The following is a 19680-nucleotide window of genomic DNA, read 5'->3' as shown; positions in this document are numbered from 1 at the left end:
AGAAACGGGTAAGGACCCTTTCAGGGGAGCCTCACAGGGTTGGGGCATGACGACGACGACCTCGCCCCAGGGGCGTACCGAACGGCTGAGGGCGGACCGCACCCCCGTCCGCGTACTGGTGGTGGACGACGAGGCTCCGCTTGCCGAGCTGCTCTCCATGGCGCTGCGCTACGAGGGCTGGGAGGTGCGCAGCGCCGGGGACGGTGCCGGGGCCGTCCGGATGGCGCGCGACTTCCGGCCCGACGTGGTGATCCTCGATGTGATGCTGCCCGACACGGACGGCTTCGCCGTGCTCGGCCGGCTGCGGCGGGAGCTCTCCGAGGTCCCCGTCCTGTTCCTGACCGCGCGCGACGCGGTGGAGGACCGGATCGCCGGCCTCACGGCGGGCGGCGACGACTACGTGACCAAGCCGTTCAGCCTGGAGGAGGTCGTGGCGCGGCTGCGCGGGCTGATCCGGCGGTCCGGCACGGCGGCCGTGCGCAGCGAGTCGACGCTCGTCGTCGGTGATCTGGTCCTCGACGAGGACAGCCACGAGGTGAGCCGGGGCGAGGCCTCCATCCACCTCACCGCGACCGAGTTCGAGCTGCTGCGCTTCCTGATGCGCAATCCGCGGCGGGTGCTGAGCAAGGCGCAGATCCTCGACCGGGTGTGGAACTACGACTTCGGCGGCCAGGCCAACGTCGTCGAGCTGTACATCTCGTATCTGCGCAAGAAGATCGACGCCGGACGGTCACCGATGATCCACACCCGGCGCGGGGCGGGGTATCTCATCAAGCCCGGTGAGTAGCCGCCCGCGCCGGTGGCGGGGGCCGTGGACGCTGCGGACCCGGCTCGTGGTCTCGGCGGTCACGCTGATCGCCGTCGTCGCCGCGGTCATCGGCACGGTCACCACCATCGCCTTCCACAGCTACATGTACGGCAAGCTCGACGACCAGCTGCACGCCATCGCCGGACGCGCCGCGAAGCCGCCGGGCGGCGGGGGACCGTTGCCCGGCGGCCCGCTGCGGAGCCTGGACCCGCTGGCCTTCGTCGATGCGCGCGGGCTGCCCGTCGGCGCCTTCGGGGCCGTGCTGACGGACGGCTCGGTCATTGCGTCGCGCGTGGTCGTGGAGAGCGCCGCCACTCCGGGGTCCGACGCCGAGGACAGCGGGCAGCCGATGACCGGCGCCCAGCGCAGCGCCCTGGCGGCGGCGGGCGTCACCGTCGGCGGCGGGGCGAGGAGCGTCGACCTGCCGGGGCTCGGGGCCAACCGGGTGGAGGCGGTCACGGACCCGCACGGGGTGATCGTCCTCGTCGGCATCCCCGCCGACGAGGTGGTTTCCGCGCTCACCACCCTGATCGTCGTCGAGGTGTGCGTCACCGGCGCCGGGCTGATCGCGGCCGGGCTCGCGGGCGCCGCCATGGTCGGTGTCGCGCTGCGGCCGCTGCGCCGGATCGCCGCGACCGCGACCCTGGTCTCCGAACTCCCGCTGCACAGCGGCGAGGTGGCCCTCCTGGAGCGGGTCCCGCAGGCCCAGGCCGATCCGCGGACCGAGGTCGGCCAGGTGGGCGCGGCGCTCAACCGGATGCTGGGCCACGTCGGTTCGGCGCTGGCGGCGCGGCAGGAGAGCGAGACCCGGGTGCGCCAGTTCGTCGCGGACGCCAGCCATGAGCTGCGCACCCCGCTGGCCTCGATCCGCGGATACGCCGAACTGACCCGGCGCGGACGCGAGGAGACCGGCCCCGACACCCGGCACGCCCTGGGCCGGATCGAGTCCGAGGCGGAGCGGATGACGGGCATGGTGGAGGATCTGCTGCTGCTCGCCCGGCTGGACGCCGGACGCCCGCTCGGCCTGGAGAGCACCGACCTCTCCCCGGTCGTCGTCGACGCGGTGAGCGATGCCCGCGCCGCCGGGGACCACGGCCACCACTGGCGCCTCGAACTGCCGGACGAGCCCGCGACCGTGCGCGGCGATCCGATGAGGCTCCATCAGGTGCTGGTCAATCTGCTGGCGAACGCCCGTACCCACACCCCGCCCGGCACGACCGTCACCGTCCGGGTGACGTCGGCGGCGGCCGACCGGCCCTGGGTGACGCTGGAGGTCCGGGACGACGGGCCCGGCATCCCGCCCGAGCTGCTGCCGCACGTCTTCGAGCGGTTCGCGCGCGGTGACGCCTCGCGCTCCCGAGGCGCGGGCTCCACCGGGCTCGGGCTCGCCATCGTGCAGGCGGTCGTCGCCGCGCACGGCGGCCGGGTCTCGGTGGAATCGGTGCCGGGACGCACGGTGTTCGCCGTCCGGCTGCCCGCGCTTCACACGGTCGGTCCGGATTCACAGTGGGGGGACAGGCTCAGCACACCGGCGTGACAGCGGGGGTGGCGAGTGTCGGTCCCATGCGAACCGACACTCCCTGGAGCACCCTGCCGGCCCGGGACCATCTCCTCGCCGGAGCGGTCGATACGGCGGGTGCGCCCGTGCTCGACGTGGTGGTACCCGTCTACAACGAGGAGAAGGACCTCGAACCGTGTGTGCTGCGCCTGCACGACCATCTGGCGCGCACCTTCCCGTACGCCTTCCGGATCACCGTCGCGGACAACGCCAGCACCGACCGGACGCCGCAGGTGGCGGCGCGGCTCGCGGCGGCGCTGCCCCGGGTGCGGTCGTACCGGCTGGAGGAGAAGGGCCGGGGGCGGGCGCTGCGTACCGTCTGGGCGGGCTCGGACGCGCCGGTCCTGGCCTATATGGACGTCGACCTGTCCACCGACCTCAACGCGCTGCTGCCGCTGGTCGCCCCGCTGATCTCGGGCCACTCGGACCTGGCCATCGGCTCCCGGCTGGCCCGGAGCTCGCGGGTGGTGCGCGGATCGAAGCGGGAGTTCATCTCGCGCGCCTACAACCTCATCCTCCGCTCGTCGCTGGCCGCCCGGTTCAGCGACGCCCAGTGCGGGTTCAAGGCCATCCGGCGCGATGTCGCGGAACGGCTGCTGCCGATGGTGGAGGACTCGGGGTGGTTCTTCGACACCGAGATGCTGGTGCTCGCCGAACGCGCCGGGCTGCGCATCCACGAGGTGCCGGTCGACTGGGTCGACGACCCCGACTCCACCGTCCACATCGTGCGGACGGCGACCGAGGACCTGAAGGGCGTGTGGCGGGTGGGGCGGGCGCTGGCGGTCGGCGCGCTGCCGCTGGACCGGCTGGCCCGGCCCTTCGGGGACGATCCGCGCGACCGTGCGCTGAACGGGGTACCGGGCGGCCTGGCCCGGCAGCTCGTCGGGTTCTGCGTGGTCGGCGCCCTGTCCACGCTCTGCTACCTCGCCCTGTACTCGCTCTTCCGGCTGGGCGCCGGCCCGCAGATCGCCAACGGGGGTGCGCTGCTGGTGTCGGCCGTCGCCAATACGGCGGCCAACCGGAGGCTCACCTTCGGCGTACGGGGCCGGGGCGGAGCCGTACGCCACCAGGCGCAGGGCCTGGTCGTCTTCGCCATCGGTCTCGCGCTGACCAGCGGATCGCTGGCCGCGCTGGGAGCGGCGTCCGGATCGCCCTCGCACGCCACGGAACTCGCCGTACTGATCGCGGCCAACCTCGCGGCGACGGTGCTGCGGTTCCTGCTCTTCCGCGCCTGGGTCTTCCCGGAGCGGACGGACCGGAACCCCGCCTGCTCCGGGGCCGCCCCCGCCGCCTGCTCCGAGGTCGCCCCCGCCGCTTCCTCGGCCGGGCACGCCGCCTCTTCGGCCGGGCACGCCGATGACACCCACCACGAAACGGGGACCCTCCGATGACCACGCTGCATCCCGACCACCTCCCGGCCCCGCCGGGCGTACCGGCGCCCCCGCCGTCCACCGCGCCGGCCCACGGCCGCCCGGACAGGCCCCTGGCGCACCGCGTGTGGCGGGGCAGGCCCGAGGACCCGCGCTGGGCGCGGCCGGCCTTCCTCGCGCTGCTGCTGGTCATCGGGGCCGCGTACCTGTGGAACCTCAGCGCTTCCGGATACGCCAACTCCTTCTACTCCGCCGCCGCCCAGGCGGGCAGCCGGAGCTGGAAGGCCCTCTTCTTCGGCTCGCTGGACGCGGCCAACGCCATCACCGTCGACAAGCCCCCGGCCGCCCTCTGGCCGATGGCCCTGTCGGTACTGATCCTCGGCCTCAACTCCTGGGCGATCCTGCTCCCGCAGGTACTGATGGGGGTGGCCACGGCCGGGGTGCTGTACGCGGGCGTACGCCGCCGGTTCAACGCAGTGGCCGGGCTGATCGCGATGGCGGTGTTCGCGCTCACGCCGGTGGCCGCGCTGATGTTCCGCTTCAACAACCCGGACGCGCTGCTGGCACTGCTGATGACGGTCACCGTCTACTGCGTGCTGCGCGCGATGGAGCACGGCCGCACCAAGTGGCTGGTGTGGGCGGGGGTCGCGGTCGGGTTCGCGTTCCTGGCCAAGACCCTCCAGGCGTTCCTGATCCTGCCGCCGCTGGCCGTGCTGTACGCGGTGTTCGCGCCGGTCCCCGTACGCAGACGGCTCGGCCAGCTCGGGCTCTCGGCCCTCGTGACGACCGTCGCGGGCGGCTGGTGGGTCGCGATCGTCGAGCTGTGGCCCGCCGCGTCACGCCCGTACATCGGCGGCTCGCAGAACAACTCCTTCCTTGAGCTGACCTTCGGCTACAACGGGCTCGGCCGGATCAACGGTGAGGAGACCGGCAGCGTCGGTGGCGGGGGAGGACCGGGCGGCGGGTCCGGCGGTCAGTGGGGCGAGACCGGCATCGGCCGGATGTTCAACTCCGAGATCGGCGCCCAGATCTCCTGGCTGCTGCCCGCCGCGCTGATCCTGCTGGTCGCGGGCGTCTGGCTGACCTGGCGGGCGAAGCGGACGGACACGGCCCGTGCGGCCTTCCTCGCCTGGGGCAGCTCGCTGCTGATGACCGCCGCGGTGTTCAGCTTCATGGCCGGTATCTTCCACCAGTACTACACGGTCGCCCTCGCCCCCTATGCCGCGGCGCTGACCGGCATGGGCGCCACGGTCCTGTGGGAGGAGCGGGCCCGCTGGTGGGCGGGGGCGACGCTCGGCGGCACGGTCGCCGTGACGGCGTACTGGTCGTACGTACTGCTGGGGCGGACCCCGGACTATCAGCCGTGGCTGCGCACGGCCGTGCTCGTCACGGGGATCGTCGGCGCGCTGGGGCTGCTGCTCGCCTCCCGGCTGGGGCGCCGGCTGGCGCTCGCCACGGTGGGACTGGGCCTCGCCGCGTCGCTGGCCGGTCCCGCCGCGTACACCCTGAGCACGCTGAACACCGGGCACCAGGGCTCGATCGTCACGGCCGGCCCGTCATTCGGCGGCATGGGCGGACCTGGTGGCGGGGGCGGTGGACGCGGTGGCGGACGCGGCGGTGGTCCGGGCGGCGGGATGCGATTCCCGGGGCAGGCCAACCAACAGGGTGGTCAGCAAGGTGGCCAGCAGGGTGGCGGCATGGGGCAGCCTCCTACCGGCACCCCGCCCGGCCAGGGGCAAGGCCAGGGCCAGGGCCAAGGGCAGATGCCAGGGGGGCCCGGCGCCTCGCAGAACGGGCAGCGGCCCGGAGCCATGCCCGGCCTGGGCGAGGGCTTCGGAGGCGGCGGCATGGGCGGGCTGCTCAACGGCGCGTCCGTCGGCACCGAGGCCAAGGCTCTCCTGGAGAAGAACGCCGGGGACTACACCTGGGCCGCCGCCGCCATCGGCTCCCAGAACGCCGCGAGCTACCAACTCGCCACCGGAGACCCGGTGATGGCGATCGGCGGCTTCAACGGCAGCGACCCGTCCCCGACGCTCGCGCAGTTCAAGCGCTACGTCGAGGACGGCCGGATCCACTACTTCATCGCGGGCGGCGGCATGGGCGGCGGACGTATGGGCGGCGACAGCGGCACCTCCTCGCAGATCTCCTCGTGGGTGGAGAAGAACTTCAAGGAGGTCACGGCGGGCAGCGCCACCTTCTACGACCTGACGCGGCCCACGGACGGAGCGTAGGGCTCAGGCCACGGACGGAGCGTAGGAGCTCAGCGCCGCAGCAACAGATCGGCGACGACCGGGCGGTGGTCCGAGGCGAGTGTCTCGGCCACCGCCGCGTCGCGTACCCGTACGGAGTCCTTCGACACCGCCACGTAGTCGATCCGCTGCACCGGATCCTGCGCCGGGTACGTCGGCCCGCCGGGCTCGGCGTCCGTCAGCTCCCGCCACAGCGGGGCGAGTTCGGGGGCGGACGGGGCCGCGTTGAAGTCGCCGAGCAGGATCTGCCGGACCCGCTGCCGGCCGGGCGCCCGGTCCTCGGCCATGATCCGGCGGGTGTCGGCGACCTGGGCCGTGCGCACGGACGGATCGGCGCGGTAGTCCAGATGCGTCACATAGACGTGCACCGGCAGCCCCTTCACCCGCACGACCACCTCGCCGAAGCCGGGCGCGGGGGCCGGAACGGGGTCGGGGACCTGAGTGGAGAGCCGGGTGATCTCGTGGTTCTCGGCGCTCACGATCCGGTACCTGGAGAGCACCGCGACCCCGAACTCGCGTCGTGGCGCCCCCGGGGTCTCCGGATCGAGGCTGTAGACCGGGGCGAACGACACCCGCATGTCCAGCCGTTCGGCCAGCTCGGCCGCCAGATCGCGCCACTCGCTGCGGGTGCCCCAGTGGGCGTCGACCTCCTGGAGCCCGATCACATCGGCGTCCAGCGAGCGGAGCTCGGCGGCCTGCCGGTCGAGATCGAAGACATCGTCCATGCCCGCCCCCGCATGGATGTTGTACGTGGCCACCCGGAGCGGCACCGCGCGCCCGGGGCCCTCCCCGGCCACCGCGGGAGGCGCGAACGCCGTGCCCAACAGCCCTGCCGTGACCAGCACTTCCACCGTACGACGACGCAGTGACATACCACTCCAGCCCTTGTCGGATCAGCGGCGAGCACGGTACCGCGCGGAAATGTGTTGTACGCCGTACAGGAGTAGCTATACGGTGTACAGCGCCTCACAGTCGTACACCGTACAAGGGATCAGGAGTCCGTATGACGGCGACCGCCGCCGAGCAGAACAACCTCTCGTCGCCGAGCCATCCACAACGCTGGCTGATCCTCGGCGTCATCTGTCTCGCCCAGCTCACCGTGCTGCTCGACAACACCGTTCTCAATGTCGCGATCCCCTCCCTCACCTGGGAGCTGGACGCCTCCACCGCCGATGTGCAGTGGATGATCAACGCCTACTCGCTGGTCCAGTCGGGTCTGCTGCTCACCGCGGGCAGCTCCGCCGACCGTTACGGCCGCAAGAAGATGCTGATCGCCGGACTCGCCCTGTTCGGCATCGGCTCGCTGGTGGCCGGACTGGCCCAGACGTCCGTACAGCTGATCGCCGCCCGCGCGGGCATGGGCATCGGCGGCGCGCTGCTGATGACCACCACCCTGGCCGTCGTCGTGCAGATCTTCGACGAGACGGAGCGCGTCAAGGCCATCGGCATCTGGTCGACCGTCAGCTCGCTCGGGTTCGCCGTCGGACCGCTGATCGGCGGAGTGATGCTCGACCACTTCTGGTGGGGCGCGATCTTCCTGATCAACATCCCGGTCGCGGTCATCGGACTGGTCGCCGTGGCCCGGCTCGTCCCGGAGTCCAAGAACCCCGGCGGAGACCGCCCCGACCTGCTCGGCGCACTGCTCTCCACCATCGGCATGGCATCCGTCGTGTACGCGATCATCTCGGGCCCCGAACACGGCTGGACGTCGGGCCGGGTGCTGCTGACCGCCTTCACCGGGGTCGCCGTCCTCACCGGATTCGTGCTGTGGGAGCTGCACATCCCGTACCCGATGCTGGACATGCACTTCTTCCGGAACCAGAAGTTCATCGGGGCGGTCGCGGGCGCGATCCTGGTCGCGTTCGGGATGGGCGGCTCACTCTTCCTGCTCACCCAGCAGCTCCAGTTCGTCCTCGGCTACGGGCCGCTGGAGGCCGGTCTGCGTACGGCGCCGCTGGCGCTGAGCGTCGTCGCGCTCAACCTCACCGGACTGGGCGCAAGGCTGGTGCCCAAGCTGGGCACGCCGGTCACCATCGCGTCCGGGATGAGCCTGCTGGCCGCGGGCCTCGCCGCGATCGCGCTGCTCGGCGGCGACGGCTACGGCGGCATGCTGCTCGGCCTGGTCGTGATGGGCGCGGGCATCGCGCTCGCCATGCCCGCCATGGCCAACGCGATCATGAGCGCCATTCCGCCGGAGAAGGCGGGCGTGGGCGCCGGGGTCAACGGCACGCTCGCCGAATTCGGCAACGGCCTGGGGGTCGCCGTCCTCGGCGCGGTGCTCAACTCGCGGTTCGCGGCGCTGGTGCCGACGGCCGTCGGGGCGGCGTCGCTGCCCGCCGCACTCGCCTCGGCCACCGACGCCGACGAGCGGGCCGGGATCACCGACGCCTTCGCCTCCGGACTGGAGACCAGCCAGCTCTTCGGAGCGGTCGCGGTGCTGGTCGGTGGCCTGCTCGCCGCCGTGCTGCTGCGCCGCGCGGAGCGGGTGGAATCCACCCGGGCGGACTCCACCGGCACCACCGCGGCGGCATAGCATCGGGGAGGGGCGCACCGGACCGTACGGATCCGTTCGTGTGCGATCCACGCGTACGTGGCCGGTCCGCCCCGCCGGCAAGACGAGGAGAGTGCGCCATGGTGTCCGCGGCCGACCATGTGAAGAACACTGCCAGGACCAGCGTGTGGCTGGACCGGCGGACACCGTCGCGCACCCGCAAACCGGACCATACGGCGGGCCTGGACCGGGAGCGGATCACGGCGACCTCGGTCCGGCTGCTGGACGCCGAGGGCCTGGCCAAGTTCTCCATGCGCCGGCTCGCCGCCGAGCTCGACGTCACCGCGATGTCCCTGTACTGGTACGTGGACACCAAGGACGATCTGCTGGAGCTGGCCATGGACTCGGTCTACCGCGAGTTCACGCCCCCGGGGGAGGACGCGCCCTGGCAGGACCGGCTGCGCGGGATGGCCGCCGAGTACCGGGAGCTGCTGGTCCGGCACGTCTGGGTGTCGACGCTCGCCGGGCACTTCCTCAACATCGGCCCGCACGCGATGCTGATGTCGTACGCCATCCAGGACGTCATCCGGGCGACCGGACTGCCGCTGCGGCACCAGACCGGCGCGCTCTCCGCGGTCTTCCAGTTCGTGTACGGATTCGGCACCGTCGAGGGCCACTTCGCGCAGCGCAGCGCGGCGGCGGGGATCAGCCAGGAGGAGTACTACCAGCAGGCGATGGGCACGATCCGTGCCCAGCCGCAGCTCCGGCAGATCGTGGAGTCCTCGCAGCAGGTGATGGACGCCCGCGGCGGCAACACGGTCGAGGAGATGCGCGACCGGGACTTCACCTTCGCCCTGGAACTGCTGATCGCGGGCATCGAGGCGATGCGGGACCGCTGAGGGGAACGCCGGGAAAGGGGGGTGGGGGCGGGGGACGGCCGGGATTCCGCCCGCCCCTTCTCGTACCCGCCCGCCCCTTCTCGTTCTCGTACCCGCGTGGTCAGCCGTCGGACGCCAGCCGGGCCGGGAAGCCGCCGGTGGCCACCGGACTCCACCGCTCCGGAGTGATCCTGATGATCGACTTCCCCTGCTTCAGCATCGCCGCCCGGTACTCGTCCCAGTCCGGGTGCTCGCCCGAGATGTTCCGGAAGTACTCGACGAGCGGCTCGACCGATTCCGGTGAGTCGATCACCTCGGCCGAGCCGTCGATCTGGACCCAGGGCCCGTTCCAGTCGTCGGAGAGGACGATCAGGCTGACCCGCGGGTCACGCTTCGCGTTGCGGGTCTTGGCCCGTTCGGGGTAGGTCGAGACGACGATCCGGCCGTCGTCGTCGACCCCGCAGGTCAGCGGCGAGCCCTGGGGGCGGCCGTCGGACCGGGTGGTCAGCAGGATCGCCCGGTGCCTGGGCCGTACGAAGGCCAGCAACTCGTCGAGTTCCACGGCCGTGTTCGTCGCGATGTGGGGTGCCATGTCCGCAGACTACGACGGCGGGGACTCACCCCGCGCGGCGTACGACGGCGGGGACTTACCCCGAGCGGTGACTACGACGGCAGGGCATCGCCCCGCGCGGCGACTACGACGGCAGGGACTCGCCCTGCACGGCCTGGACGTCGAGTTCCACCCGAAGCGTCGTGCCGATCGCCGAGATGCCCGCCTGCACCACCTGGTTGTAGTTCATGGCGAAGTCCTCGCGCCGCAGCTCCGCCGTCGCGTTGAACGCCGCGCGCACCCCGCCCCACGGGTCCGGGCCCGTCCCGAGGTAGCTCAGGTTCAGGTCGACCGGGCGCACGACACCGTGCAGCGACAGTTCGCCGTGGACCAGCCAGCGGTCGGGCCCGGCCGGGGTCAGGCCGTTCGAGCGGTACGTGATCTCCGGGAACCGCTCCGAGTCCAGGAAGTCGGGCGACCGCAGGTGCTTGTCGCGCATGCTGTTGCCGGTGTCGATGCTCGCCGCGCTGATGACGGCGTCGACCCGGGACCGCTGGACGTCCTCCGCGATCTCGATCCGGCCGCTGAACTCGGTGAACCGGCCGTGCACGCTGGAGATCCCCAGGTGCTGCGCGACCGCGGCCACCGAGGAGTGCGCCGGGTCCAGCGACCAGGCGCCCGGCGGCGGCAGCTCCACACCGCCCTGGCGGGCCAGCACCACCGTGCCGGCCTCGACCCGCCCGCTCGCCGTGACGAGGGCGGTGGAGGCGGCGGGGGCGTACCCGACCGCCGTGACGATCACGGTGTACGCGCCGGCCTCCAGGGGGCTGCCGGTCCGCACGGCCCCGTCCTCGTCGGCGGTGGCCCGCAGCACCTGCGTGCCGGTCATGTCGGTGACCGTCACGACCGCGTGCTGGACCGCCCAGCCGTCCCGCGTCCGTACCTGTGCGCGAAGTCCCATCCGGTTCTCTCTCCTAGCTCCATGACTCGATGAGTCGGCCCCGGGGTGGGGACGGCAGGCCGTCCCCTGCCTGCCGTCCCCACCACCGGGGCCATTTCCACCTGCCGGTACGGCGTCTCCGCTCGAAGCGCCGACCTGCCGGAGGTCTGTTACTCGCCGGGGTGGGCGAGCTCGATGTCGTGACCGTCGGCCCCGCGGCCGGCCACGGTCAGCGCGCTTGCCACCGGCGGGTAGCCGGTCGCGATGACCGAGTACTCGCCCGCGTCCAGGTCGGTGAAGGCGTACGCCCCGTCCTCCCCGGTCGTCGAGGTGGCGATCACATTGCCCGCCGCGTCGACCAGTGTGACCCGGGCGTCCGGCATCGGTCGCCGGGCGGTCCCGGCCCGGACGACGCCCTGGACCAGCGCACCGGCCTGGAGCGCGGCCTCGACCCGGGTGACGCCCTGGCCGCCGATCTCCACCGGCAGCGCCAGCGGACGGAACCCGGCGGCGTTCACCGCGACGGTCACCGAACCGGGCACCAGCTCGCCGAAGGCGAACTCGCCCGTCTCACCGGACTTGCCGGTGGCCAGCACCTCACCGCGCACATCGGTCACGATGACCATGGCGCCCTCCACCGGAGCGGTGGATTCCGCGGCCCGCACGACGCCGGCCAGTCCGCTCGTACCGGAGAGCAGGATGTCGTACGCCAGCGGCTCGTCACCGACGACCACCGTGGACGCCTGCGGCTGGTAGCCGTCGGCGGAGGCGATCAGGACGTAGGAGCCGGAGCCCGGCGCGTCCAGACCGTAGCCGCCGTCGTCCTGGGCGACGGAGCGCCCCAGCTGCCGGCCGGCCAGCGAGATCAGCGTGACGGCGGCACGGGCGACGGGTGCGCCCTCGGCGCCGCGCACCACACCGTGCACGGCCGTGCCCTGCAGGGTGGCGACCGGGGCCTCCAGGGTGTCGACCGCGGTGATCCCGGCCGCTGCCTCGGAGACCGGCTCGGCGGTGGCGGCCGCGGCCTCGACCGCGGCGACGACGGGGGTCTCGGCCGTGGCCGGGGCCTCGCTCGACGCGTTGGTCTTCAGCGCGACCTCCTTGATGAAGATCGTGATCAGGAAGGCGACCAGCGCGGCCGGAGCGGCGTACAGGAAGACATCGCCGACACCGTGCCCGTAGGCGCTCTCCACGACCGTGCGGAACGGCGCGGGCAGCTTGTCCAGGTCGGGGATGCCCCCGCCGCCGGTGCCGCCGTGACCCATGGCAGCGCCCTTGGGGCCGAGCTCCGCGAGGCCGTCCTTGACGTAGTGGGTGACGCGGTTCGCCATGACGGCGCCCAGCGCCGAGACGCCGATCGCACCGCCGAGGGAACGGAAGAAGGTGACGACGGAGCTGGCCGAGCCGAGGTCGGACGGGGCGACCTGGTTCTGCGTGGCGAGCACCAGGTTCTGCATCATCATGCCGATGCCGAGACCCATGACGGCCATGAAGACCGCGATGTGCCAGTACTCCGTGTCGTACCGGATGGTGCCCAGCAGCCCGAGCCCGGCGGTGACCAGGAAGCCACCGCTGACCAGCCAGGCCTTCCAGCGGCCGGTCTTGGTGATGACCTGGCCGGAGACGGTCGAGGAGATGAAGAGGCCCGCGATCATCGGGATGGTCATGACGCCGGACATCGTCGGCGACTTGCCGCGCGCCAGCTGGAAGTACTGGCTGAAGAAGACGGTGCCCGCGAACATCGCGACACCGACGAACAGCGAGGCCAGCGAGGCCAGCGTGATGGTGCGGTTACGGAAGAGGCGCAGCGGGATGATCGGCTCGCTGGCCTTGGACTCGACGACGACGAAGAGCCCGGCGAGCGCGACGGAGCCGAGGAGCATCGCGGCGGTCTGCCAGGAGAGCCAGTCGTACTTGTCCCCGGCGAAGGTCACCCAGAGCAGCAGCAGCGACACGGCGGCGCTGATGAAGAACGCGCCCCACCAGTCGACCTTGACCTGACGCTTCACGACCGGGAGCTTCAGGGTCTTCTGGAGCACGATCAGCGCGATGACGGCGAACGGCACGCCGACGTAGAAGCACCAGCGCCAGCCCATCCAGCTGGTGTCGGTGATGACGCCGCCGAGCAGCGGACCGCCGACGGTGGCGACGGCGAACACCGCACCGATGTATCCGCTGTAGCGACCGCGCTCACGCGGGGCGATCATCGCCGCCATGACGATCTGCGCGAGGGCGGAGAGACCGCCGACGCCGATGCCCTGGACGACACGGCAGGCGATCAGCATGCCGCTGCTGGTCGACATACCGGCGACGACCGAGCCGGCGACGTAGATGACCAGGGCTATCTGGACCAGCAGCTTCTTGCTGAACAGGTCGGAGAGCTTGCCCCACAGGGGAGTGGTGGCGGTCATGGCCAGCAGCGAGGCCGTGACGACCCAGGTGTAGGCGCTCTGGCCGCCGCCGAGGTCGGAGATGATCTCGGGCAGTGCGTTCGAGACGACCGTCGACGACAGGATCGCGACGAACATGCCGAGCATCAGCCCGGCCAGTGCCTCCATGATCTGCCGGTGTGTCATCGGCGCGCCGGAGGAGGGATCGGGCGATCCCCCGTGCTTGGCGTGGCCGCCCCGCACACCGGTCGGTGTGGTCGTAGCCATTTAAGTCCTTGTCTTTGCTTCTGTTACACGGGTGTACGGGTGTGCACGTCGTTGTCGCTGTCGGCAGGCCGGGAACGGCAGTCGCCGCTGTGCTTTCCGGGGCCGCACCCGCTGGGCCCGCGACAGGCGAAGCTGTCGCGCAGCCGGGCCAACAGAGTGTTGAGCTGTCCGACCTCGTCGTCCGACCAGTCGGAGAGGTTGTGGGCGAACATCTCGGTGGTACGCCGGTTCAGCTCGCCGAGTACGTCATGTCCGTCGGGGGTCAGCCGCAGGATGCGGGACCGCTTGTCCGCCGGGTCGGGGGACCGTTCGATCCAGCCACGCTCCGCCACATGGGCGACATGACGGCTGGTCACCGACATATCGACGTCCAGCAGCTCGGCCAGCCGGCTGATCCGCATCTCGCCGTGCTGCCTCAGGAGAGCCAGTACGGCGGCGGAGCCGGCCGGACATTCGGCGGGCAGGATCCGGGCGAGACCCCGCTTGACGGCCCCTACGGCGCTGAGTTGCCGGGCCAGCTCTTCGTACTGACTCCGTGCCGCCACGGGACCCCCAGACATCTCACCGGTTCATCTTGTTGCTTAGGGCAACCATAGAAGCCGTTGGTTGCTGCAGGCAAACGAAAAGGGGCTTGCAGAAGTAAAGGAAAGCAAAAGGCTACGTACGGCCCGGGTCAAAGCCCCAGCGTGTGGGGGGCGGGTGATGAGGAGTGTGTGTCATGCCACAGCCGGGGCGGGTGAGGCGTCGGCGGCATTGACGGCGGGGCGGGCGCGGCTGCGTGAGGGGCCGGGCACGCGGCGTGCGCGCGCGGGTGTCGAGGGGTGACATCTGCGCGCCAACTCCTGCATGGGGGAAGCGAGTTACCGAAGAGAATCCGCACCGCGCCCCCTAACTGGTCTGTATGCGTACGGAATCGGCGACGGCGTGCCCCACCCGGCGCGCTACCCCGCGCGCCCCGCTCCACCGCCGGACGGCAGCCGCTTCCGCACCTACTTCCCGGCCCTGGCCTCGGCCCTTCGCCGACCCGGGGGTTGGGCCGGAACGCCGAGTTCGCTAGGGTCCTGGCCCATGGCACACAACCCCCACGCCCCGCAGGGCCCCGAGGGCAACCACGACCCGGCCGGCAGCACCCAGATGTTCCGCGCCTTCGTCGACGAGGGCGAGCCGCAGCGCCGGCAGCAGCCGGCCGCGTCGTCCGGACCGAAGGCCGGGGTGATCGCCGCCGTCGTCGCGGTGGTCGTCGTCCTCGGAGCGGTCGCCTGGCTCGCGCTCGGCTGACCGGCTCCCCGGCCACCGCGCACCGCACCCATCCACCCGTCACTTCAATACGGCGGTGACGTCCCGGGTCTCGACATGCATCCCCAGGGGCACCCGCCAGGCGTCCACGCAGACGGTGTACGTCTTCGTCCGCGCCGCTCCCGCGTCGATCGGCGCGGGCAGCGGCCCGGTCGACTCGATGGTCGCCCAGTCGACCCCCAGTGCGCCGATCACATGCGTGGCGAAGGTGACGGTTCCCGAGCGCGCCGCTGATCCTCCGGTGTTCCGGAACTCCACAGTCACCTTCTCGCACCAGCGCTCGTCCGCCGCCGCCCGCACGGGGGCGCCCACCGTCAGCTCGGCGGGCCCGCCGGGGGCGGGGGATCCGGGCACCGAGGGGGCTGTGGGCCCCGTGGAACCCGTGGAGCCTCCTCCAGGGCCGCCCGCACTCCCCGTACCGCCGCCGCTGTGACTGCCGTCTGTGCCGCCTGTGCCGCCTGTGCCGTTCGCGTCGGGTCGGCCGGGCGGCCGGGAGGTTCCGCCGCTCGCGGAATCCGTGGCTCCGGATCCGTGGGCGCGTCCTGAGGCACCCGGCGCGGGCTCATGGCTGCCGGAGCGGCCTCCGGCCGCCTCGTCGCCGCCACCACCCCCGCCGGGGCCGCGTTCCTTGCCGCCCCGGTCCAGCGGGACCAGCGTCACCTTCCCCGACGGTGCCTGCGCCCCCGCCGGAGCCCTCCCGGGATCCGTTCCCGCCGCGCCGAGCGCCACATAGCCCTCGTCCGCCGTACCGCCGCCGCAGGCGGCCAGTACGCCGCCCAGACACAGCACGGCCGCCGAGGCGGCGATCATGGCGCCCCGGCGGCCGTTCGAGCCGAGCATCTGACGTCGCATCGCGCCAGTGTGGCTGACGGTCCGTCAAATCGGAACCCTTGTGCTCCGGTACGGGAGTCCACGGCGTCAGTCGGCGATGAGTCCTTCCCGGAGCTGGGCGAGCGTACGGGTCAGCAGGCGCGAGACGTGCATCTGCGAGATGCCGACCTCCTCGCCGATCTGCGACTGGGTCATGTTGGCGAAGAACCGGAGCATGATGATCTGGCGCTCGCGCGGCGGGAGCTTGGCCAGCAGCGGCTTGAGCGACTCGCGGTACTCGACGCCTTCCAGCGCCGCGTCCTCGTAACCGAGCCGGTCCGCGAGGGAGCCCTCGCCGCCGTCGTCCTCGGGTGAGGGCGAGTCCAGCGAGGAGGCGGTGTACGCGTTGCCGACGGCGAGGCCGTCGACCACGTCCTCCTCGGAGACCCCGAGCGCCTTGGCCAGCTCGGGCACGGTCGGCGAGCGGTCGAGCCGCTGCGCGAGCTCGTCGCTGGTCTTGGTCAGCGCGAGCCGCAGCTCCTGGAGCCGGCGCGGCACGCGCACCGACCAGGAGGTGTCGCGGAAGAACCGCTTGATCTCCCCGACGACGGTCGGCATCGCGAAGGTCGGGAACTCCACACCCCGTTCGCAGTCGAACCGGTCGATCGCCTTGATCAGGCCGATCGTGCCGACCTGGACGATGTCCTCCATCGGTTCGTTGCGGCTGCGGAACCGCGCCGCGGCGTACCGGACCAGCGGGAGGTTGAGCTCGATGAGTGTGTCCCGTACGTAGGCACGTTCCGGGCTGTCCGTTCCGTCGGGGCCCGGTGCGGGCCCCAGCGCGGCGAGCCGCAGGAACAGGGAGCGGGACAGAGTGCGGGTGTCGATGGCTTCCGGCGAGCTGGTGAGCACAGCGGGTGCGGGTTCGCTCTTCGTGAGCGTGAGCACCTTCGAGCTGCCCTGTTCTGCGGACATGCCACCCCCTTGAGGTCGCGGACGGTCGCGTGGAGCCGCGACCATCGGAGGAACGCAGCCTCCACCTGAATACCGGAGGCGAGGCCACGGCAAACGCGGTTCCCGCAGAATGTCACATGTCGGCAACACGCTGTAGTGACATGTCGACAAGTCTTTGTGGCGTCTGCGCAGTTAACGGGGGGTGCGGCGCATTCGGGCCGCGCGAAACGGACTTCGGGCGCTCTACCCGATCCGGTTAGGCCTCGATCCTGTTTGCGGATCGGAGTCGGGCGAAGCTTCTGGCCAACAGTCTTGACACATGCATCTGGGAGACACCCAGTTCCGCGCTGATCTGGGACTGCGTCAGATTGCTGTAGTAGCGCAGCAGGAGGATGCGCTGCTCACGCTCGGGCAGCTGCACGAGCAGATGCCGGACGAGGTCGCGGTGCTCGACCCCGGCGAGCGCGGGGTCCTCGTAGCCGAGCCGGTCGAGCAGTCCGGGGAGTCCGTCACCCTCCTGGGCGGCCTCCAGCGAGGTCGCGTGGTAGGAGCGTCCGGCCTCGATGCAGGCCAGCACCTCGTCCTCGGAGATCTTCAGCCGCTCGGCGATCTCCGCGGTGGTGGGCGAACGGCCGTGGGCGGTCGTCAGGTCCTCGGTGGCGCCGGTGACCTGGACCCAGAGCTCGTGGAGCCGCCGGGGGACGTGGACGGTGCGTACGTTGTCCCGGAAGTACCGCTTGATCTCACCGACGACGGTCGGCATGGCGAATGTCGGGAACTGGACACCGCGTTCGGGGTCGAACCGGTCGATGGCGTTGATCAGCCCGATCGTGCCGACCTGGACGACGTCCTCCATCGGCTCGTTGCGGCTGCGGAACCGCGCCGCGGCGTACCGCACGAGCGGGAGGTTCGCCTCGATGAGGGCGGCCCGCACCCGGCCGTGTTCCGGGGTGCCCGGCTCCAGGTCCTTGAGCTGTCCGAACAGCACCTGGGTGAGCGCCCTGGTGTCCGCGCCCCGGGTGCGGGCGGGCGGCGTCGTGCTGTCGGGCGTCTCGGTCGCGATCGCCTGACTCGTATCGACGGCCTGCTGCGGCTCGGCCGCCTGATGTGCCCCGACCGCTTGATGTGCCCCGACCGCTTGATGCGGCTCGAACACCTGGTTCGTCTGGACGGACTGGGGAGGCACTTGAGGCGCTGTACTGGCCGGCACGATGAGGCCACCCCTTTGCGGTCAACTTCGGTCAACTCATCCGTCAAAAGCGGTCATAGCATCACAAGACATGTCCACTGTGTGCAAGCACCGTATAGCGTCGTGTTGGGTTCAACTTGGTTTAAACACCAAAAAAAGCCCCTCACCGTGATGGTGAGGGGCTCGGAGGCCGTCCGGACCGGCGGGAAAGCCGGGCCGGCGAGGTTCAGAACGGGTAGTCGGCGATCACCCAGGTGGCGAACTCGCGCCACTGCCCGGCGGCGGCCTGATGGGCGGGGTGCTCGATGTAGCGCTTCAGGGCGTCCTGGTCGGCGACCGCGGAGTTGATGGCGAAGTCGTACGCGATCGGCCGGTCGGTGATGTTCCAGGCGCACTCCCAGAACTCCAGCTCGGGGATCTGCCCCTCCAGCTCCCGGAAGGCCTCCGCCCCGGCGGCGACCCGCGGGTCGTCGCGCTCGACGCCGTCGTTCAGCTTGAAGAGGACCAGATGGCGGATCACGGTGTACTCCTACTTCACGAGCTCGGACATGAAGTCGCCGACGCCCTGTGCGGCACTCGAAACGCCCTCGAACCCTACCTGGACGAGATCAGCCGCCCGAGCCGGGGAGGTGATGATCGTGTACAGCACGAAGACGACTATCACGTAGAGAGCTATCTTCTTCGCTTGCACCACAGCCCCTGCCTCCCCTTCGATCCCCTGTTTCGATCTCCTGTGCAGTCGGGCGATTCTATCCGCACGTATGGCCGCACCCCTCGGAGGATTGCGACGACCACTCACACGGCTTTTAAGGACCAAGGGCCCGACGATCGGGGCCCTTCGCCCGTCCGTACGGCCGCTGCGAGGGAGCAGGATGGATGCTGAGCCCAGCGGATGAGGCAGGAATCCGAGGGGCTCGGAACGGGCCCCACTGTGGGGTCCTCGCCGCAGTCCACCCCCGACCGCGACGAGGGCCGGCGGGCCCTGTTCTCACCGGGGGAAGCGGCTTGTCCCCCCGATGCCGCTTCCCCCGACCTGAGCGTGGGTGGTGAGCTGTGGCCCCGCACGACGACCGTCGTGCGGGGCCACAGTTGTATGGCCACGGCGGTATCCACGGCGCCTCCGGCGTACACGCGGCGCCTCCGGACAGCCTTCGGCCCTGGAGCCCGGCCTTGACCTCTGCGCGGGGATTGCCCCGCGGGTGCGGGGATCGGGGATCACGGATTCATGAGGTCGCGCAGAAGCTCGGTCTGGGGACCATCCCCGCACGTACGGGGAACAACAGTGTTTGGTGACCAAGCCGGGTCCGGTGAAGGGACCAACCCCGCGTCGGCGGGGACTACCCGTACGCACCCTTGGTGCGCTGGTCCTGCAAGGGACCATCCCCGCGCACGTGGGGATCACGTCGAGCTGTCGGCCGAGGGCCACATCATCATGGGACCACCCCCGCACGCGCGGGGACCACCGGTTCCCGCCTCTTCGATCGTCAGTCCAGAAGGGACCAACCCCGCACGCGCGGGGACCACGCGACTTCGAGCACGCGCAGCCAGTTGTGCGGGGGACCAACCCCGCACGCGCGGGGAACACGTCTGCACCGACTTCTGCCCCGGGGCGAGGTTGGGACCAACCCCGCACGCGCGGGGACCACGACCAGGTCGGGGGCGATGTCCACTTCACCCTGGGACCAACCCCGCACGCGCGGGGACCACCGGGAGAGCGGCATGTTCGGTTCCTTCCTGGGGGGACCAACCCCGCACGCGCGGGGACCACCTCCCTGCGACGGGCATCAGCACGCTTGAGCTGGGACCAACCCCGCACGCGCGGGGACCACACCAAGTGGGCGTACTCGCTCTCCGAATCGATGGGACCAACCCCGCACGCGCGGGGACCACGACCGCATCCAACGGGCTTGGTCCGCAGGCTCGGGACCAA

At 71.3% G+C, this 19680-nt stretch carries 17 protein-coding genes and 1 CRISPR repeat array; of the genes, 7 read left to right on the top strand and 10 right to left on the bottom strand.

All coding sequences use genetic code 11. The features are described from left to right. Nucleotides 1-46: 46 nt before the first annotated feature. From GA0115234_RS24850 to GA0115234_RS24835, 4 genes are read left to right on the top strand one after another with little or no spacing between them, the layout of a single operon-like run. Nucleotides 47-787: a response regulator transcription factor gene (locus GA0115234_RS24850; protein WP_093545658.1), complete on the top strand. Its 741-nt coding sequence runs from the start codon at nucleotides 47-49 to the stop codon at nucleotides 785-787. Then, nucleotides 780-2345 carry a sensor histidine kinase gene (locus tag GA0115234_RS24845; protein ID WP_176729266.1) on the top strand — a complete coding sequence of 522 codons (1566 nt, stop codon included), beginning with the start codon at nucleotides 780-782 and terminating at the stop codon, nucleotides 2343-2345. The genes GA0115234_RS24850 and GA0115234_RS24845 overlap by 8 nt, the downstream gene beginning before the upstream one ends. Before the next feature lie 26 nt (nucleotides 2346-2371). Beyond that, nucleotides 2372-3757: a bifunctional glycosyltransferase family 2/GtrA family protein gene (locus GA0115234_RS24840; protein ID WP_237541710.1), complete on the top strand. Its 1386-nt coding sequence runs from the start codon at nucleotides 2372-2374 to the stop codon at nucleotides 3755-3757. Further along, nucleotides 3754-5967, top strand: coding sequence for a glycosyltransferase family 39 protein (locus GA0115234_RS24835; protein WP_093545652.1), 2214 nt, complete (start codon nucleotides 3754-3756; stop codon nucleotides 5965-5967). The genes GA0115234_RS24840 and GA0115234_RS24835 overlap by 4 nt, the downstream gene beginning before the upstream one ends. A 29-nt stretch (nucleotides 5968-5996) precedes the next feature. On the opposite strand, the gene GA0115234_RS24830 is transcribed toward GA0115234_RS24835, so the two are convergent. Beyond that, entirely contained in the window at nucleotides 5997-6857 is an 861-nt protein-coding gene (locus tag GA0115234_RS24830) for an endonuclease/exonuclease/phosphatase family protein (RefSeq protein WP_093545649.1), read from the bottom strand. Between the two features lie 131 nt (nucleotides 6858-6988). Between GA0115234_RS24830 and GA0115234_RS24825 the strand changes: the two genes are divergently transcribed. Then, a complete protein-coding gene (locus tag GA0115234_RS24825) occupies nucleotides 6989-8518 on the top strand; it encodes an MFS transporter (protein WP_093545646.1) in 1530 nt (509 codons plus the stop codon). A gap of 98 nt (nucleotides 8519-8616) precedes the next feature. After that, nucleotides 8617-9375 (top strand): TetR/AcrR family transcriptional regulator C-terminal domain-containing protein, encoded by a 759-nt coding sequence (locus GA0115234_RS24820; RefSeq protein ID WP_093545643.1) that lies wholly within the window; start codon nucleotides 8617-8619, stop codon nucleotides 9373-9375. Between the two features lie 100 nt (nucleotides 9376-9475). On the opposite strand, the gene GA0115234_RS24815 is transcribed toward GA0115234_RS24820, so the two are convergent. The 4 genes from GA0115234_RS24815 to GA0115234_RS24800 form a co-directional block, all read right to left on the bottom strand. After that, nucleotides 9476-9946 (bottom strand): PPOX class F420-dependent oxidoreductase, encoded by a 471-nt coding sequence (locus GA0115234_RS24815; RefSeq protein ID WP_093545640.1) that lies wholly within the window; start codon nucleotides 9944-9946, stop codon nucleotides 9476-9478. A 103-nt stretch (nucleotides 9947-10049) separates the two neighbouring features. Then, nucleotides 10050-10865 (bottom strand): YceI family protein, encoded by an 816-nt coding sequence (locus GA0115234_RS24810; RefSeq protein WP_093545637.1) that lies wholly within the window; start codon nucleotides 10863-10865, stop codon nucleotides 10050-10052. 149 nt (nucleotides 10866-11014) lie between these two features. Then, entirely contained in the window at nucleotides 11015-13501 is a 2487-nt protein-coding gene (locus GA0115234_RS24805; protein ID WP_093545634.1) for an MFS transporter, read from the bottom strand. 23 nt (nucleotides 13502-13524) lie between these two features. Next, on the bottom strand, nucleotides 13525-14046 hold the full coding sequence (locus GA0115234_RS24800; protein WP_093545631.1) for a MarR family winged helix-turn-helix transcriptional regulator: 522 nt from the start codon (nucleotides 14044-14046) through the stop codon (nucleotides 13525-13527). A gap of 523 nt (nucleotides 14047-14569) precedes the next feature. Between GA0115234_RS24800 and GA0115234_RS24795 the strand changes: the two genes are divergently transcribed. Beyond that, nucleotides 14570-14779: a hypothetical protein gene (locus GA0115234_RS24795; protein WP_093545629.1), complete on the top strand. Its 210-nt coding sequence runs from the start codon at nucleotides 14570-14572 to the stop codon at nucleotides 14777-14779. 39 nt (nucleotides 14780-14818) lie between these two features. Here GA0115234_RS24795 and GA0115234_RS24790 read toward each other — a convergent pair whose 3' ends face one another. The 5 genes from GA0115234_RS24790 to GA0115234_RS42470 form a co-directional block, all read right to left on the bottom strand. Further along, on the bottom strand, nucleotides 14819-15649 hold the full coding sequence (locus GA0115234_RS24790; RefSeq protein ID WP_093545626.1) for a hypothetical protein: 831 nt from the start codon (nucleotides 15647-15649) through the stop codon (nucleotides 14819-14821). 66 nt (nucleotides 15650-15715) lie between these two features. Beyond that, the gene (locus GA0115234_RS24785) at nucleotides 15716-16582 is read right to left on the bottom strand and encodes an RNA polymerase sigma factor SigF (RefSeq protein ID WP_093545622.1); all 867 of its coding nucleotides are present in this window, start codon (nucleotides 16580-16582) and stop codon (nucleotides 15716-15718) included. Nucleotides 16583-16817: 235 nt separating this feature from the next. Next, entirely contained in the window at nucleotides 16818-17624 is an 807-nt protein-coding gene (locus GA0115234_RS24780) for an RNA polymerase sigma factor SigF (protein ID WP_093545679.1), read from the bottom strand. A 352-nt stretch (nucleotides 17625-17976) separates the two neighbouring features. Next, nucleotides 17977-18270 (bottom strand): Dabb family protein, encoded by a 294-nt coding sequence (locus GA0115234_RS24775; protein WP_093545619.1) that lies wholly within the window; start codon nucleotides 18268-18270, stop codon nucleotides 17977-17979. 9 nt (nucleotides 18271-18279) lie between these two features. Further along, a complete protein-coding gene (locus GA0115234_RS42470) occupies nucleotides 18280-18444 on the bottom strand; it encodes a hypothetical protein (protein ID WP_176729265.1) in 165 nt (54 codons plus the stop codon). 557 nt (nucleotides 18445-19001) lie between these two features. Then, a CRISPR array of direct repeats spans nucleotides 19002-19640; the repeat unit is 29 nt; unit sequence GGGACCAACCCCGCACGCGCGGGGACCAC. Between the last annotated feature and the right edge of the window lie 40 nt (nucleotides 19641-19680).

Source organism: Streptomyces sp. DvalAA-43, from assembly GCF_900091725.1.
Classification (GTDB): domain Bacteria; phylum Actinomycetota; class Actinomycetes; order Streptomycetales; family Streptomycetaceae; genus Streptomyces; species Streptomyces pulveraceus.
Note: the sequence above shows the minus strand (reverse complement) of the source record. Positions and strands in the feature narration are given on the sequence as shown.

Bases quoted from the DNA above. Each gene is read 5' to 3' on its own strand.
- GA0115234_RS24850 (WP_093545658.1), top strand. From the start codon at position 47: ATGACGACGACGACCTCGCCCCAGGGGCGTACCGAACGGCTGAGGGCG.
- GA0115234_RS24840 (WP_237541710.1), top strand. From the start codon at position 2,372: ATGCGAACCGACACTCCCTGGAGCACCCTGCCGGCCCGGGACCATCTC.
- GA0115234_RS24835 (WP_093545652.1), top strand. From the start codon at position 3,754: ATGACCACGCTGCATCCCGACCACCTCCCGGCCCCGCCGGGCGTACCG.
- GA0115234_RS24830 (WP_093545649.1), bottom strand. From the start codon at position 6,857: ATGTCACTGCGTCGTCGTACGGTGGAAGTGCTGGTCACGGCAGGGCTG.
- GA0115234_RS24825 (WP_093545646.1), top strand. From the start codon at position 6,989: ATGACGGCGACCGCCGCCGAGCAGAACAACCTCTCGTCGCCGAGCCAT.
- GA0115234_RS24820 (WP_093545643.1), top strand. From the start codon at position 8,617: ATGGTGTCCGCGGCCGACCATGTGAAGAACACTGCCAGGACCAGCGTG.
- GA0115234_RS24815 (WP_093545640.1), bottom strand. From the start codon at position 9,946: ATGGCACCCCACATCGCGACGAACACGGCCGTGGAACTCGACGAGTTG.
- GA0115234_RS24810 (WP_093545637.1), bottom strand. From the start codon at position 10,865: ATGGGACTTCGCGCACAGGTACGGACGCGGGACGGCTGGGCGGTCCAG.
- GA0115234_RS24805 (WP_093545634.1), bottom strand. From the start codon at position 13,501: ATGGCTACGACCACACCGACCGGTGTGCGGGGCGGCCACGCCAAGCAC.
- GA0115234_RS24795 (WP_093545629.1), top strand. From the start codon at position 14,570: ATGGCACACAACCCCCACGCCCCGCAGGGCCCCGAGGGCAACCACGAC.
- GA0115234_RS24790 (WP_093545626.1), bottom strand. From the start codon at position 15,649: ATGCGACGTCAGATGCTCGGCTCGAACGGCCGCCGGGGCGCCATGATC.
- GA0115234_RS24785 (WP_093545622.1), bottom strand. From the start codon at position 16,582: ATGTCCGCAGAACAGGGCAGCTCGAAGGTGCTCACGCTCACGAAGAGC.